Source organism: uncultured Capnocytophaga sp. (genome assembly GCF_938029845.1).
Taxonomy (GTDB): domain Bacteria; phylum Bacteroidota; class Bacteroidia; order Flavobacteriales; family Flavobacteriaceae; genus Capnocytophaga.
Genome location: NZ_CALHGG010000161.1, coordinates 22588 through 41077 on the forward strand (window position 1 = coordinate 22588; position 18490 = coordinate 41077).

Sequence of the window (18490 nt, forward strand, 5' to 3'; positions counted from 1 at the left end):
AATTGGAATAACTTTTGTTTATCATAGATATTCGTTGTATCTTTGCGGTGTTTTTATATTTATACTATCTTAATAATCATAACAGAGACAACTTTTGCATTATGGATGAAAAAATAAAAGAACTTATCCAACATTATATAATTTTTCTTCAGGAAGATCCTTCCAACGAAGATGAAGTGTATAAGTGGAAAGCAATAGAACATTTTCAGCAATATTGGGATATAGATACTGATGATTTCTATGAAATGTTCAAAGAAGCTTTTAGAAAAAGAGGGAACTTAGTATATCAAAATCCTTTTAGTTTCTTAGATGCATTAGGTAAATATTTTCCTGAACAGCTAAGAAATTTATTTCTTATAATCTATGATTCTGATGACTTTTATACGAAACTAAAGAGGGCTAAAGATTTTGCAGAAAATAGCATAGAAGAATTGAAAAAAAAGCTCAATAAAGTAAATTTCAATCATCAGTTGGACGAACGAACACTTTCCTTTTTGCTAACAATGCAGAATCCTGATGAAAATACTTTCTATAAGAAGGAGGTCTATAAGAAACTATGTGAATATTTGGATATTCCTACTAAAAAAGAACAGAAATATTATCATTTTATAGAATTACTTAATCATATAGTTACTTTTCTTAATAATGATATATCGCTTTCTATTGAGAAAACATTTATTCCTAAAGGTTTTGATTTTCCTTTACTATTAGCACAGGATATTGTATATCAAAATATAAGCAAGGGAGATGAAGCGACAAAACTTTATTGGCTCTATAGTCCAGGTGAACAGGCTTCTAAATGGCAGGACTTTTATAACGAAGGAATTATGGCTATTGGCTGGGACGAATTGGGTGATTTAGAAAATTATACAGATAGAAAATCTATTCTTGACGCTCTAATAGATAATTATAGAGGAGGAGAAGACCAACGTAATAATGTATCTGCTATTGATGATTTCTGTAATAAAATGAATGAAGGAGATATTGTTATTGTAAAGAAAGGAACTAAAACCTTATTAGGCTATGGCAGAGTAACTTCCGATTACTATTTTGATGAAGAAAGAGAAGAATTTTTACATTGTCGTCAGGTCAAGTGGCTTAAAAAGGGAGAATGGAATCTTGATTTTACCTTACCTCGAAAAACACTCACTGATGTAACTACTTATAATTCTGATATTAAAGGAATCAAATATGCTCAATATTTACTAAATATTATGAATGAAAATACACAAATACAAGAGAACAGTCTTACTACCAAACTTCTAAAGTACAAGCACCAAATCATTCTACAGGGGCCTCCTGGAACTGGTAAAACCCGTGAGGCTAAGCGTATAGCCAGAGAACTATTAGGCTTAGGGGAAAATGATTCTTTGGAGGGTTGTGAGCAGTTTAAACTCATTCAGTTTCACCCCAGTTACTCCTATGAGGATTTTGTGCGAGGCATTGTAGCCAAAAATACAGAAGGTAATATATCCTATGTTACAGAGAACAAAGTGTTAGCAAAGTTTGCAAAGAAAGCTCAAAAATCCATTCAAGAATCTTTAGAAAGACAAAAAAGACCTATTAAATGGGAGGATTTTAGAGATTTTCTTGAGGAAAAAAAAGGAAATGTATTTTTTGATGATAAGATCAAATATAATGGGATAAAAGAAAAATGGATAGATAATGAGAAAGTTAAGGTGTTGACATATTCTCTCCGAAAAGGATTTAATGAATGGAATGAAGGTAAGAGTGCAATACCAATTGAAAAATTTTCCCAAGATAATCTAGATGATAATTTTGTTACATTCAAGAAAAGTCAGAAAATAGAAGAGGGCTATTGGGATATTATAGTAGACTATTTTATAAATTGGGCTAATAAATTCAAAAATGAATCACCTAAACCCTATGTCCTCATCATCGATGAAATCAATAGGGCAAACCTCTCGGCAGTACTTGGTGAACTTATCTATGCCTTAGAGTACCGAGGTGAAGCAGTACAAAGTATGTACACTATTGACGAAGACAATAGCTTGGTACTTCCTCCTAACTTATATATTATAGGTACAATGAATACCGCTGACCGCTCCGTAGGACATATAGACTATGCGATCCGTCGTCGCTTTGCTTTCGTCAATGTCTTGCCTGAAGATCTAACAAGTGAATTAGGTAACCAGTTTGAGAGTGTACTATTTGCTAAAGTGACTAGCTTGTTCAATACCAATTTATCTTCTGAGTTCAAAAAAGAAGATGTACAGTTAGGACATTCTTACTTCATTACAGAGCATACTCCTATCAATATTCGTTGGGAATACGAGATCAAACCTATTCTATTAGAATATGTCAAAGATGGTATCCTTATAGGTGAGGGAATAGAAACTACCATAAATAATCTTTACAACGATGAAAATAACGCTTCTTGAACATCAGCCTTATAGCATCAAAAAGGAAGGAGAAGCGTTAGCTTTCTTTGAAGCTATCCCAGAGGTTTGTCCGTATGTATTGAAGAAAGACAAATGGGGAATGCCTATATATCCTTTTGAAATCTGGCGTATCAATGAGCAAGAAGTGTGTTTGCAAGCGGGCTATTATGTGGGAATTTTGTGGCTTATAAAACAACAAAAATATGTGTATATAGCCCCTAAAATGAACTACCGAGAAGATGGCGTAGAAATCGACTTTCTGAAGATGTTGCTTGATATTTATACGGCTGATATAGAGATGAAACATACTCAAGACCTTATCAAAATCTATTGGAAGGAGCCGCAAATCACTATAGAGCAGCAAAAAGATTTTCTAACTCCTTTCCTTGTAATACAGTTTCTCCAACTGCTAAAGCGTATTGTTCGCAAAGGACTCAAAAAGTCGTATTATAAGGAGGAAGAAAACCTTTGTAGCCGTATCAAAGGTAAAATACAGATAGGAAAACACCTAAAACAGAATGTTTTTAAGAACAAACTAACCTCTCATGTTTGCCAATACCAAGTCTTTGGAGTGGATAGTATAGAAAATCGTTTCCTAAAGAAAGTATTGCAGTTTGTTATCAGCTTTAAGAATACACATTCTACTCTTTTTGCAGAAAATGAGGCTGCTATAGATGAATTGATTACCTATTGTACGCCATATTTTGAACTTATCTCAGAAGAATTCAATGTAGAAAGCTTAAAAAATATTACTATAAATCCATTTTTCAAAGAATATAAGGAGGCTATAGAGATAGGTAAACATATTCTCAAGCGTTTTTCTTACAATATTACTGAAACTACTCAACAAAAAGTAGCTATTCCTCCCTTTTGGATAGATATTCCCAAACTTTTTGAGTTATATGTATATAAAAGACTACAAGAACAGTTTGGTAGGGAAGCAGTTACTTATCACCTTACAGCCGATTATACCGAATTAGATTTTTTGCTTAATACCCCAGACTACAAAATGGTGATTGATGCTAAGTACAAAACCATTTATGAAGACAGTAGGGCAATAGATGACATTCGCCAAGTAAGTGGTTATGCTCGTTTGAAGGTAGTCTATAATAAACTCAAAATAGAAGAAGACAGATTGATAGATTGCCTTATTATTTATCCAACACTTGAACAAAATGCTGATTTCAATATAACAGATAAAAAAGAAATACCTGAGTACAAGGGTATCTATAAACTAAGCATCTCAGTACCATTAGTTAATAGTAGTTCATAGTTAGTGGTTAGGGATCAGAACTTAAAAATTAAGAACTCAAAAACTCAAAAACAAAAATAACACCTATTTTTAATACGATAATTAAAAATAGGTGTTATTGTTTCAAAAAAATATTTTTATACAAAAAAACAGTCATTTATACAAGTTGATTTTTTGACACTTTAAATTTTAGTCCTCAAAATATCCTTGGTAGTCTCTTGTTTACAGCTTTGCATGCTAGCATACCTAAGTTTTCTAACAATAGTATAGATGACTTTGTTTCTTTTTCAGAGAAGAAGATCATAGTAACTATTTTTACTCACAAATATAGATGTCTACAACTTGTATTTTCTAACTTAAATAGATTTTATAATTTATTTTATTATTGATAGGTATTATTACCTATTGTCTTAGATATTTATATTTTAAATAATTTAAGAAAATAAAGGCTTTTTTATATTCAAGATTAGATGTAAATAATTGATAATTAGTTTATAAAAAATAATATTGGAATAATACTTACAATCTTTCTGAAAAAAATGACTCTATTGAGTGGTGAATAACTTTTTATAAAAAAAGGTGAAAAATTATTGGTCGTAATAAAAAATATTCTACTTTTGCACCCGAAGAATATCATTAAAATAATTGTAAGATGATAGAAAAAAATAAAAAAAGAATTATTCATTTACTAACTATTGTAGTGTTATTATTCTCATGTTCAGGTATCTGGGCGCAACAATCTTGTGAGAGTATGCCCGAACCTGTAACATACATAAGAATAGGAACTCCTACTAGTACTTTTGTAAAAGAATATGCTGATGTTAGAGGTGTAAGAGTTACACGTACTATGACAACACGAGGCAATCCTGGTGATAAGATTGCATATTCCGATGAGGATAATGCTCCAGCAGAGTTTTATTGTGGAAAGGATCGTAAGACAGCTTTTGGCAATAAGAAATATCCCTTTATGGACTCTAATAAGGTCTTTAAGATTGTCTATGAATTTAGTAAACCTGTTAATGATGTAGAAGTCTTCTTTGCTGCTTTTGGTTATATAGGCACGCGAGACTGGTGGAAACAAGACAAACTTCATCAGGATATAGTGGAGTTTTCATTAGGAAATGCAGATGGCTCCACATATGCAGGAGAAATGCAGTTGACACTACGTTCAGACTGTACTGGTGGAGTTGCTATTATCTCAGGAGGAACTGTTTCTTCTGAAGATAAGAAAATTACCGATGCAAAAATAGGAGTTACTTCTTCAACTCCTTTTACTAAACTTATTTTAGACTACAAAGAGCCATCTGGACAATCAGGTGGATATGGATTTTTTCCAGAAATCTGTTTGTCTTCTGTAGTTACTCCTATTAATCAGAGTAGTTGCACCCCTCCTTCTGTAGGAGATCCTTTTAGTACTTTTCCTATAGATACTAAAACTATTAATGGTATTTCAGTAAAACGTACAGTGGATAGTGGGATAGGAGCTTCCGGCTCATTTCCTGGTTCTTATTGTGGTGGTACACAGATTACTTATCCTTCTAAGGACCCTCTTTTGGAAAATAGTAAGAAAATTGTCTATGAATTTGGGGCACCTATTAAGAGTGCTGAGATCTTCCTATTAGCTTTTGGAGATAATCAAGCTATAACTACTTTTGATAGGACACAGTTTGAGGTAGATGGAGGAGGAACAATTAGTCTTTCTAAAACCTACGATTGTAATCCTATAGCTTCTAGCATCGCTGGAAATGTAGTGAGTAGTGTGAACAATAGAAAACTTACTACGGATGTGGCAATAAAGGTATCGTCTGACAAACCGTTTAGTAAAATTACTATTACGGACAAAGCGAGTACTGGTCACGGTTACTTAGTAGCGCTTTGTCCTTCGTCTGTTACTAAGGCTACTGATAGTGATCTTATTGTCTTGGATGCAGGAGTAAGTACGCTTACTAATCAGACAGTTTGTGATATACAGGCACCTATTTATAAGGCAAAAGCAAGTGCAGGAGCTTTTGCTTCTACAGCTACTTTTGACTATGAGCTTCAAGTATTAAGAGCTCCAGGCACATGGACTAAAGTTGAAGAGAAAAAAGGGGTATCTTCAGGGACAGTATATACTTTCCCTGCGACAGCTTTGAAGTCAGCTACCTATAATGGATCTCAAATAAGAGTGAAATATACCTATAAGAATTCACTTTTTCCTTCTGTAACGGGGACTGCTTATTCCAATGTGGTTACCCTTACAGTGAAGGAAACAGCATCCATTAGTTCTCTTATAGCTTCGCCTACCTCTCTTAACGAAACAGGTGCAACCAATATCATTTATAAGATTAAGGGTACTCCAGGGGCAACTGTTACTTATAGAGTAACAGGGGATGCTACAGACAAGACTGTAGTTCTTCACAATACTACTGGAGAGGCTACTGTATCTGTTAATAACAGAACTTCCAATACCATCCTTACTATTACTAAGGTAGAGAAGACAGGACTTTGTTCCCGTGAAAATCTTCACTACAAGGCGGAGGTGGATCACCAAGGAAGTACCTGTACAAGCCATCCTACCCCTCAGTTTGCTAAGGGGAACAATACCAAAGCTACATTCAATGGAGTGGAAGTAACACGTACTTTGGAGGGAACTCCTAACTATCTTCCTACCTTTACTTATGATTCAAGTTATAATCTATGTACTCCAACCCTTATAGACGGACATCCTGCAATGAATGATAATGGGTTCAATAAGGTTACTTATACTTTTGCTAAACCTATTACCAAAATACAAGTATGGCTTTCTGGCTTTGGTAGTACAGAACCTAATAAATTAGATGAAGCAGAATTCTCTATAGATTGTGCAGATGCAAACCTCTCACTTTCTGTAACAGATTGTAATAATACCGCTGAAGTTAATTTAGTTACTAAGAATGGAGGTAGAATTACTTCTAATTCAACAAAATATTTCCAAGCGATTGTACAGGTAACTGCTGATAAACCTTTTACTAAGTTGGAGGTAAAGAAAGGAACAGTAAAAGGTTTTCAAGGTTACGGATACGTGGTAGAACTTTGTCCTACTTCCTTGAATCCTGCAAAAATAAAGGTTACTCAGCATCCAACAAATGTAACAGCTTGTGTAGGAGCGACCGGAAAACGCTTTACAGCCAAAGCTAAGATAGAGGGCATAGCCGCTACTGAGAGCATGAGCTATACATGGCAACAGACTAAGACTCCTGCTGTAGCGTCCTCTTGGGTAACAGCTGTAGCACCTTCGCCTAGTGGTTCTGTAAGGGTAGATGCTTCTACCGAGGCAGGGCTTACCCTCAATGCGATCCAAGCTTCTGATAATGGACTTTATTATAGAGCAGCGTTTACTTTCACCAAGTGTGGTCATACATTAGAAACAGTATATAGTGAGCCAGCGAAACTTATTGTTCCATCGGCTTCAGATATTATTACTATAGTTGCCACACAGCCATCTGATGTTACGACTTCTGATTGTACACAAACTACCAATGTAAGTGCTCAAGGAAAAATAGCAGATGGTTATAATATTAATAATATACCTGCAAGAGGAGGTAATATCTTTGGTTACTACTTAGAATTCAAAGATACAGATAATACTTGGAAAACCTATAAAGGACAACAGTATAGCAACAATCCAAGTAATCACCCTCAGACCTTGAAGATCGTTCATAGAGATGCACCAGTTGGTACTACATCCTTTAGGGTAAGATACATGGTGGAACTAAACAATGGGTGTGAATATACGGTGAACTCTAGTGAATTTACTTTCACTAAGAATCTCCCTGCTGAGCCAGTGATCGCTACTCCTCAGACTTTCTGTCAATCAGAGAACAAGACCGTAGGAGGGCTTACTACCTTACCTAATATCAAGTGGTACAATGCTGCCACGGGGGGCACAGAGGTATTGGCTTCAACAACCATACCTGTAGGTACTAATAACTACTGGGCTACTGTAACTACTAACGGTTGTGAAAGCACACATAAGCAAGTGACTGTGACTGTAGTGGCTAAACCTAGTGCACCTATTGTACAGACCAAGACAGAATGTCCTGCCACTGGTAACTATGATATGGCAGGATTGGTAACCTCTGCTGTGCCTACAGGTCATACCCTTAAGTGGTATGATTCAGCTACAGCAACCACTACTGCTGCTTCTACTGTAGATAGAAACAAAACAGCTAAGACAACCTATGAAAAATGGGTAGCTTTGGTAACGCCTCAAGGTTGCGAGAGTGATAGAGTAAAAGCTACTTATATAGTAGATATTACTACTCAACCAACTGTTGCAGCACCAACTAGTAACCTTTCTATCAACTGTGCAGATCCAGCAGCTACCACCGATGCGGCAGTAAATGCTTGGGCAGCTACAGCAACAGCTACTGTGGGTTGTGGTACACCTATTGTAAACAATAACTATGCAACAGTGAAACCTACTGACCTTTGTTCTGTAGGAGAGTTCGAGGTGACCTTTACCGTAATGGATGCTTTTGGTGCTCAAAGAACTGTGAATAAGAAGATTACAGTCAACAGACTCATTGCAGCTAATGACACAGCAACCGTGGCACGTAGCATGGGAGGAAATATAAATGTACTATCTAATGATAGTGTAAATGGTGCTCCAGCCACTACTGCTAATGCTGTGGTAAGTATCGTGAATGCTAATGGTACAGGAGCTACTGTAACTTCTGATGGCAAGGTACATATCCCAGGAGGTACGCTCACGCCTGGTACTTATAACATTACTTATAAGATCTGTGATAAGAATAACCTCTCTCTATGTGGTGCTCCAGCTACTATAGCACTTACTGTGAACAATAGTACTATACAGGTTAATAATGATGATCCAGAGATCCTTACTTATACCACTTCTGTAGCGTATGCCAAGAATGCTGATGGTTCAACTTTCAATGTACTGACCAATGATAGACTCAGTGGAGTAACACCTAATACTACTCAAGTGGATATTATCCCTGTAACGACTGCTACAGGTGTAAGTATAGAGTCTGATGGTAGCATAAAAGTAGCGGCTTCTACACCAGCAGGTGTATATACCCTTACTTATAAGATTAAAGAAAAGAATACAACTAACCAGTCCGCAGAGGCTACCGTAACAGTAAAGGTAAAGAATACCTTGACTGCAACCCCTGCGACACTCAATACACCTATTACTCCTTCAGTAGATGCTTCTACACCTAAGGAAATAGGAGATGTACTTGACCAAACACGTCTTAATGGGAACAAACCAAATACTTCTCAGGTAGATATTACTGTAACTCAGCAGGCTACCCCTCAGGTGGCTGGAGATCCTGTGCCAAGTATCAATACTACTACAGGTAAGGTGGAAATCCCTTCAGGAGTGAAACCAGGTACTTATACCATTAAGTATAAGCTATGTGATAAGGTAACACCGCAGACCTGCACAGGGGAAGTAACCCTTCCAATCACTGTAGCAGGAGGCAATACTACCACTACCGTAGCAGATGACTTCACTGCAAACCCAGTGGAACGTTCCAATGCGGAAGAAGTAGTGAAGAAGAATGATGGAACCCCTTTGAATGTACTTTCTAATGATAAGCTCGGTACTCGTACCAACATTGATACCAATGTGGTAGAGATTATTCCAGCAGGTAGCAGTCATGCAGGTGTTAGTATAGATACTGCTACTGGTCAGGTAAAAGTAGCTGCCAATACACCAGCAGGTGTACATGAGGTGAAATATAAGATCAAAGAGAAAGGACAAACTACCGAATCTGCTGAAGCTACTGCCAAAATAGTGGTGAAGAACAAGGTAGAGCTTGACCCTGCGACTATTCCTTCCTCAGTGAATACACCTGACGATGGTAATGATAAGTCTATAGCCAATGTATTGGATAAGGCGAAGATCAATGGCAATAAGCCTAACGCTACAGATGTAGTGATCACAGTACCTTCGCCAGCTCAAAAAGTGAATCCAAGTGATATCGTACCTTATGTAGATACCGCCACTGGTAAAGTAATCGTTCCTGTAGGGACTAAACCAGGTAATCACCAGATTACTTATCAGGTATGTGATAGGATGCCAGCAGGACAAGAGGCAGCACAAACTTGTAAAACAGCTACCATTACTATCCCTGTTATGGCTAACTCCGCTACATCGGCTAATGATGATTACTCAGGCAATCCTGTAGAGTTCTCAAGTACTGTCATCTCTTATGTGAAAAATGGTACTGAAGATGTCAATGTACTGAGCAATGATGCTTTGGGGAACAATACAACTATAACTACCAATTTGGTAGATATTACTCAGACCCATACCACTCATTCAGGGGTAACTATAGAAACTACTACAGGTAAGGTAAAAGTAGCGCCTAATACTCCAGCAGGGGAACATATAGTTAAGTATACCATTGCTGAAAAAGGAGGAGGTCCTTCTTCTACAGAAAGTACTGTGAAAGTAGTAGTGAAGAATAAGCTAACATTGGGTTCAGGAAATGTACCAAGCAGTGTAAAACCTGCCACTGGTAATACTCCAACGGAAATAGGTGATGTACTTAATGGAACCAAACTCAATGGTGCTACACCTACTATAGGAACAGGACCAAACCAAGTGTCTGTTACTGAAGTTGCTCCAGCTACCCCACAAGGAAGTAACCCAGTGCCAACCCTTGATACCACAACAGGTAAGGTGAAAATTCCAGCAGGAGTACCAGTAGGTCCTTATACCATCAAGTATAAGATCTGTGATAACGCTACAGGCGCTGCACAAAGCTGTGAGGAAAAGACCCTTACTATCAATGTAGCAGCTAACAACCTTAACCCTATAGCTGATGACTATAGCAGCTTCAAAGTAGAAAAACCTACTGCTGAAGTAACTGTGAAAAATGGTTCTCAAGAGGTAAATGTACTCTCTAACGATATACTTGGAGGACGTACAGGTTTGGATACCAATGTGGTTACAATTGATCAGGTATATACTTCTAATACTAGTGTCAATATAGATTTGGCTACAGGTAAGGTAAAAGTAGGATCTGGTGCTGTTGCAGGTGAACATACCATAAGATATACCCTTACTGAAAAAGGACAAACAACACCTTCTGACCAGCAAGTAACAGTGAAGGTAACTGTGACAAACAAGATAGTGGTGAACCCAGTTACTATACCTACAAATCCTTCAGAGAATAGTACGACACCTAAGGAAATAGGTAATGTGTTGAATCAAACCACTATCAATGGTAATACGCCAAGCATAGATGATGTAACGATTACTGCTACACCTAATGCGCCAGGCTTACCTAAGAAGCCTTATATAGATACCACTACTGGTAAGGTGATGATCCCTGCAGGAGTAGCTCCAGGTGACCATATTATCTCTTACACTATATGTGATAAGGTAACACCTGCCTCAGCTAAGACGTGTAAAACAGCTACCGTTACTGTGAAAGTAACAGGAAATACCATCACTCCACAAGATGATGATTTCTCTGCTTACAAGGTAGAACATCCTACTACACAAATAGTAGTAAGTAATGGTGCTAACCATGTGAATATACTTACCAATGATAAGCTCGGTAATCGTACAGGTCTTACTAAGGATGAAGTGATAATCACCCAGGCAACTCCTACTAATCCTCATGTAAATATAGATACTACCAATGGTGAAGTGGATGTACAAGCAGGTACCCCAGCAGGTGAATATACTGTTAAGTATAAGATTACAGAGAAAGGACAACCTACCTCTGCTGCTTCTGTTGAAAAAACAGTAAAAGTGGTAGTAACTAATAAGTTGGTCAATACAACAGCTAACTATAGTGGTTCGCCTTCTCAAAATGCAACACCTGCCATCGGAGGAGATGTATTGGATAACGTTCGTATCAATGACGCAACCTCTAATCCTAATGTGAATGATGTAACTTTAAGAGTTGTAAGACCTGCTACAGGAACAACCAAACCATTCCTCGAAACATCAGGCACTGATGCTGGTAAGATCAAGATTCCTCAGGGAACGCCAGCAGGTAACTATGAGATAGAATATGAAGTATGTGATAAAGCTCAAGGAGCAGCACGATCTTGCCAGACAGCTATTGCTAAGATTAGGGTAAGTGCTAAGCCTATTGTAGCTAATAATGACACAGACAATACCGTTGTAGACTACAATGCCAATGCTGCTCAGCATGTGAAGAAAGGCGCAGGAGTTCTTAATGTATTGGCCAATGATAAGTTGGGTACTACAGAGGGACTTAACAGCTCCTTAGTAACTATTGAAATTACCCAACCAGTAACTGGTATAGAAATCAAAGCAGATGGTAAAGTAGAAGTGGCAGCAGGTAAAAACCCAGGTGTATATGAGCTTAAGTATAAGATTAAAGAAGCTGCTGATCCAACCAATGTATCTGAAGAAGGTACTGTAAAAGTAGTGGTGAAGAACAAGGTGACCAATGATCCTTTCCCTGCTGCATCAGTGAACCCTTCTACAGATAATAGTACCCCTGCTGAGAGAATCAATATCTTGGATAAGGTGAAGATCAATGGTAATACACCTTCTATCAATGATATAACAATAGAGGTAATAAATGATGCTGATCCTTCACCTAGTGGTAAAGTACCAGAACTGGATACCACTACAGGTAAGATAAAAGTGCCAGCAGGCATAGAGCCAGGTGCTTACCGCATCAAATACAGAGTATGTGATAAGGTTACAGGTGAAGCAAATAGCTGTGTGGTACATGAGATTACCATTAATATAACTGGTAATGACATCACTGCTATGTTGGATAATTTCACCGCTCACAAGGTAGAACGTTCTAATACTGATGCCTTTGTAAATAACGGTACAAATGACGTAAATGTACTTACTAATGATAAGCTAGGTAATCGTACAGGTCTTGATACGGATGTGGTAACCATCACTCAGACACATACCACTGAGCCTAAGGTAACTATAGAATCCGATGGTAGGGTGAAGGTAGCCGCTGATGCTCCAGCAGGTACCCACACCGTGAAGTATAAGATTACAGAAAAAGGACAAACAACGGCTTCTGCGGAAGTAGAAGTGAAGGTAGCAGTAACTAATAAGATAGAACTTGACCATACAGCAGTTATATCTAATCCTGTAACACCTTCTACTGATAATACTACTCCTAAGGAAATTGGTAATGTGCTTAATGGAACCAAACTTAATGGAACAAGACCAACTATAGGAACAGGTACTAACCAAGTTAGGATTACAATAATAGATCCAGCAGATCCACAAGTAGGAGGAGACCCTGTACCAGAGATTGATGTCACTACAGGTAAGGTGAAAATCCCTGCAGGTGTAAGACCTGGTGATTATCAAATTACTTATAAAGTATGTGATAATGTAACCCCTCAAACTTGTGAAACAACTACTGTTACAGTAAAAGTACAAGGAAATACTATTGCCATTGAGGATGATGATTACTCTGCCAACAAGGTAGAACATCCTCAAACAGATACTTTTGTAAATAATGGTACTGATGATGTAAATGTTCTCTCTAATGATAAGTTAGGAGATCGTATAGGTCTTGACACCAATGTGGTAAATATTGCTCAAACCAATACTTCTAATACTAATGTAACTATAGACACAGCTACAGGTAAGGTGAAGGTAGCGGCTAATACCCCAGCAGGCGTATATACTGTCAAGTATAAGATTAAAGAAAATAGACAACCCAACGCTGCGGCTTCTGATGAGAAGACAGCAACAGTAGTGGTAACCAACAAATTGGTGAATAACAATGCTAACTATGGTGGAACACCTTCTATCAATAGTACACCAGCTAATGGAGGTAATGTGCTTGATAATGTACGTATCAATAATGCGACTTCTAACCCTGCACCAAGTGATGTTACTATCTCTGTGGATGTGCCTGCTACAGGAACAACGGTACCATACCTTGAAACATCAGGGCCTGATGCTGGTAAGATAAAGATCCCTCAAGGAACACCTTCAGGACCTTATACTATAAACTATACTGTATGTGATAAAGCTCCTGGAGCTGCTAAGTCTTGCAAACAAGCTACTGCTAATATAACGGTAGGTACTAATGCAATCATTGCTGAGAATGATATAACCAACATTAAGGTAGCAGAATACAATGCTAATACAACACAGAATGTGAAGAAGACCGATGGAACCAATCTTAATGTATTGGATAATGATACCTTAGCAGGAGTACTAGGACTTAATACTACTCAAGTGACTATTGAAACTATTGGAGCTGCAGATGGTATTACTATCAAGCCTAATGGTGAAGTAGAAATAGCTGCAGGTAAGCAGGCAGGTGTATACGAGCGTAAATATAAGATCAAAGATAAGACCAACCCAACCAATATATCTGGTGAAGCAACAGTGAAAGTGGTGGTGAAGAATAAGGTAGTAAGCAATGACGCTCTCTATGCAGGTAAGCCTTCTACTAACACAACCCCTAGACCTGTAGGAGATGTATTAGACAATGTACGCATCAATGGTAGTTCTACAGCACCACAACCTGATGATCTAACGATAACTGTGGTAACACCCGCTAGAGGTACTATTGTGCCAAGCCTCATTACTACAGGAGCTAATGCAGGTAAGATTGTGGTGCCTAAGGGAACTCCAGTAGACACTTATACCATAGTATACAAAGTATGTGATAAAGCTACAGGTGAAGCCCAAACATGTAAACAAAATGTAGCTAACGTAACTGTAACAGGTAATGATATAGTAGTTAATCCAACTACTAAGCGTGTACCTAAGACAGGAGGAACTGTAGATGTATTAAACAATGTTACTATAGGTGGAGATCCAGCAGACAAAGACAATGTAGATATTTCTATAACAAATGACGGTAGAACAGGTGCGACAGTAGATCCTACAACAGGTAAGATCGTAGTACCAAATGGTCTTATCCCAGGTACACATACTATTAATTATAAAGTATGTGAAAAGGGAAGCTCTATTAATTGTCAGACAAGTACGCTCAAGGTCGTAATTCCTGATGATATTGTAGTAAATCCTGCTTCTGATGCGGTAGTACCTAAGACAGGTGGTACAGCAGATGTACTTAATAACACTACTGTAAATGGTGATCCTGCTACCAAAGAAAAAGTCGATGTTTCTATAGTAAATGATGGTGGAACTCGTGCAACTGTAGATCCTAATACAGGTAAGATACGGATTCCTGATGGACAAACTCCTGGTACACATATTATTACTTATAAGGTATGTGAAAAGGGTCAAACAGACAATTGTGAAACAGCTACATTGAAGGTGATAGTGCCAGCTGACATCGTACTTAACCGAGACGAAGATAAGACTGTTCCTAAAACAGGAGGTACGATAGATGTACTTGGTAACGATACCATAAATGGTAACCCTGCTACCAAAGATAATGTAGATATCTCAATAGTAGATCCTAATGGAATAAATGCTACAATAGATCCTACAGGTAAGATAGTAATTCCTAATGGGGTAACCCCAGGTACATATACTATCCAATACAAAGTATGTGAAAAAGGTACAGATCGTTGTCAACAAAGTAGTGTAAAAGTTGTAGTAGTTCAAGAGAATATTGTAGCTAATGCAGATAGTTATCAGCAACAATGGTCTGCTACAGAAACAGTAGCTAAGGATGCAAATAGGGATGCAAATATACTTACTAATGATAGTTGGGAATCCAATACAGAACTCAATACAAATCTTGTAGACATTGAGCAAGTAGAGGCTTCTTCCGATAAGGTAAGTATAGATACTGCAACAGGTAAAGTGAAGATAGCAGCTGGAGCGCCAGCAGGTACTTATACGTTGAAATATACTATTAAGCCTAAAGGTCAAGCTACACCTGTAAGTGCTCCTGCTACCGTAACAGTAGTGGTGAAGAATAAAGTGCAAGTAACTGATAATGAAATTTCAGGTAAACCATCAGAAAACGATTCACCTAGGGAAATTGGTAATGTGACTGATAATGTGAAGATTAACGGTCAAAAACCAAATCCAAGCGGAGTTACCATAGAAGTGATAAATCCAGCTAATCCTATAACACCAGGAGCCCCTGTGCCAACAGTGGATACTAATACAGGTAAGATAATTGTAGGTAAGGATGTTCCAGCAGGAGATTACACTATCAAAGTGAAAGTATGTGATAAGGCTACTCCTAAGACTTGTGTAGAAAAGGATCTTAAGATTAAGGTAAGACCTAATCAAAGCCTTGAAGCTGTAAATGATGAGTTTAATATAGGTACCACAGGAGGAACTACTCCAAGTGTCTTAGATAATGATAAGTGGAAAAATGAAGCAGGCAAGCTTAAGACTGATGGAAGTGATACTGATGAACTGAAAGTAATAGTAGTACCTACTCTAGGTAAGAACCAACCTGATCCAACCCTTGTGATTAAGGGAGATGACGGACGTATTACTGTAAAACCAGGACTTGCTCCAGGACGATATATTTACTATTACACAATCATTAGTGTAAAACAGCCAAGTATGTCTTCTAGTGCCGAAGCAGTAATTAACATATCTCCTTATGTAGCAGGTGAAGATACTGTTGTAGTAGATAAGCCTAAAGAAGGTGAGGAAGTAACTTCTCAAGAAAGTGTCTTGGATAACGATACACTTAATGGATTGAAACCAACCCCTGATACAGTAGAAATATCTCTAATAAGTGTTTCTCCATCAGCACAAGGAAAGATTGAGTTGGATACCACTACAGGTAAGATCAAAGTGAAATCTGGAGTTCCAGTAGGTGAATATACGTTGAGATACAGAGTTTGTCCAAAAGGATCTACTAATGATTGCCAAGAAGGAGAAGCCAAAGTAAAGGTACAACCTAACTTGACTCTCAAGAATCATACCTTTGATAAACCTATCAATAGTGCACTATCAGAAACCCATACCAATAGTGTATTGAAAGATGGAACTTTGGACGGACAGCCTATTAAACCAGCAGATGTTACTATTGAAATACTAGATAAGGGAGGTATTCAAGGGGTAACAATTAATACAGATGGGCAAGTTGTGATACCTAAGGGTACTCCTTCAGGAACTTACACTCTAGAGTATGAGGTAACATCCAAAGAATATGGTGTAAAGAAAACAGCTAAGGTAACGGTAACCATAAACAATGATGCAACTCTTGAGTTCTATAATGCGATCTCAACTGACGAAGGTAGCCAGAACAATGGATTTATAATCAAGAACATTGATCTCTATCCTAATAACAATCTCAAGATATTCAACCGCTACGGTGTGTTGGTATATGAGAAAGATGGTTATACCAATGCAGATCCATTCAAAGGATTCTCTACTGGACGTGCCACTGTAAACAAAGATGGTAAGCTACCACAAGGAACTTACTACTATGTCTTAGAATACACTGACGGCCAGAACCAAAGTCAACAAAAAGCGGGATGGCTCTATATCAAATAGCCTAGCGCTAATCTATAAAAGCGGAAGACGAAAAGTCTTCCGCTTTTTGCTTTTGTGGGGATTTTTTCATTAACTTTGCAAAATAGAGAAAAGGAAAAAGTAAAAGATAAAAAGTGAAGCTAAGGATTCACTTTTCGTTATCCATTAACATTTAATAATTATGTCTCAGTTTTACAACCAAATTGCGGAAAAGTATGACTTTATCTTTCCGCTATCTCCAGCACACCAAATTTTCTTCGCTAGTGAACTTCAAGGCAAGACCCTTCTCGATGTAGGTGCCGCTACCGGCAATCTTACCGCTTATCTTAGCTCACAAGGTTATGAAGTTACCGCTATCGACCTCAGTGAACGATTGATTGCCAAAGCTTCCGAGAAAGGTGTTACTGTACAGCAACTGAATATGCTTGCTATTGATGAGCTTCCTGCTTTTGACAATATTGTTTGTATAGGCAATACACTTCCTCATTTGGATAGTAAGACCTCCGTACAGCTCTTTTTACAAAAAACCTATGGACAACTCACCCAAGAGGGTAAACTTGTCCTGCAATTGGTCAATTTTGAAAAATATTTTGCCCAGCAACAAGACGATTACCTCGGTAATCTCCCCTTAATAGTCAACGATAAGGTGAAGTTTGAGCGATTTTACTATCTCAATGAGGAAGGAAAAATTCGTTTCAAGACTATTTTGGACGATACCATAGAAAATGAGGAATTGTTACAGCCTATTTTCGCTGACGAACTTACCCAATGGCTTACTCAGATAGGATTTCAAGCCATCAACTTATATGGTAATTTCAAAAAAGACCCTTTTGATAAAGAAAAATCAATGGCACTGATAATCACTGCAGAAAAGTAATTTCCATATCTTACAAATATTCCGTACTTTTGCATTTTTTAAACTTTAGAATAAACAATATGGCACGATTAGGCGTTTTTTATGCACTTAGTGATGAGCAGGTAGATGCTATTGCAGAACAAGATGATGACAAGATGTATGCTTATATGCTCAATACTATTGAAGAAAATCTCTTGGGTACACCCAAAAGTTATCAGATAGATAAAGCGTGGGAAGGCATTCACTATTGTCTTTGTGAGGGTGATTGGTACAAAGAAGAAGGAATAGCTCCTAATATTGTTTTTGGAGGTTATTTATTATTGGATCATAATGATTGTGTAATATTTGTGAATGACCTCGATAATATTCAAAAAATTGTAGACTATCTTGAAGAGAATAATCTACAAGAGATTATCAAAAAAAATTTTGACAAAATTCCTTCAGACTACTCATATACTAAAAACGAGGAAGAACTCAACTATTTGTTGAGTTGGAGCAAAGGGGTATTAGATTTTTATAAATATGCTTTGAAGAACCAACTAAATACTATTTTTACCGTAGATCTTTAATTAATCATTAAACAT

General features: G+C 37.4%; 5 protein-coding genes. All 5 read left to right on the plus strand.

The genetic code is table 11. The features are described 5' to 3' along the window. Window positions 1-101: 101 nt before the first annotated feature. The 5 genes from Q0625_RS12105 (at window position 102) to Q0625_RS12125 (ending at window position 18475) form a co-directional block, all read left to right on the plus strand. Window positions 102-2402, plus strand: coding sequence for an AAA family ATPase (locus tag Q0625_RS12105; protein ID WP_298827697.1), 2301 nt, complete (start codon window positions 102-104; stop codon window positions 2400-2402). Next, on the plus strand, window positions 2383-3675 hold the full coding sequence (locus Q0625_RS12110) for a restriction endonuclease (RefSeq protein ID WP_298827699.1): 1293 nt from the start codon (window positions 2383-2385) through the stop codon (window positions 3673-3675). The genes Q0625_RS12105 and Q0625_RS12110 overlap by 20 nt, the downstream gene beginning before the upstream one ends. A 631-nt stretch (window positions 3676-4306) precedes the next feature. Beyond that, window positions 4307-17071 (plus strand): gliding motility-associated C-terminal domain-containing protein, encoded by a 12765-nt coding sequence (locus Q0625_RS12115; protein WP_298827706.1) that lies wholly within the window; start codon window positions 4307-4309, stop codon window positions 17069-17071. Between the two features lie 160 nt (window positions 17072-17231). Then, window positions 17232-17927, plus strand: coding sequence for a class I SAM-dependent methyltransferase (locus tag Q0625_RS12120; RefSeq protein ID WP_298827709.1), 696 nt, complete (start codon window positions 17232-17234; stop codon window positions 17925-17927). 59 nt (window positions 17928-17986) lie between these two features. After that, complete coding sequence (locus Q0625_RS12125; protein ID WP_002679046.1) at window positions 17987-18475, plus strand: DUF1877 family protein; 489 nt, start codon at window positions 17987-17989, stop codon at window positions 18473-18475. Window positions 18476-18490: the final 15 nt, after the last annotated feature.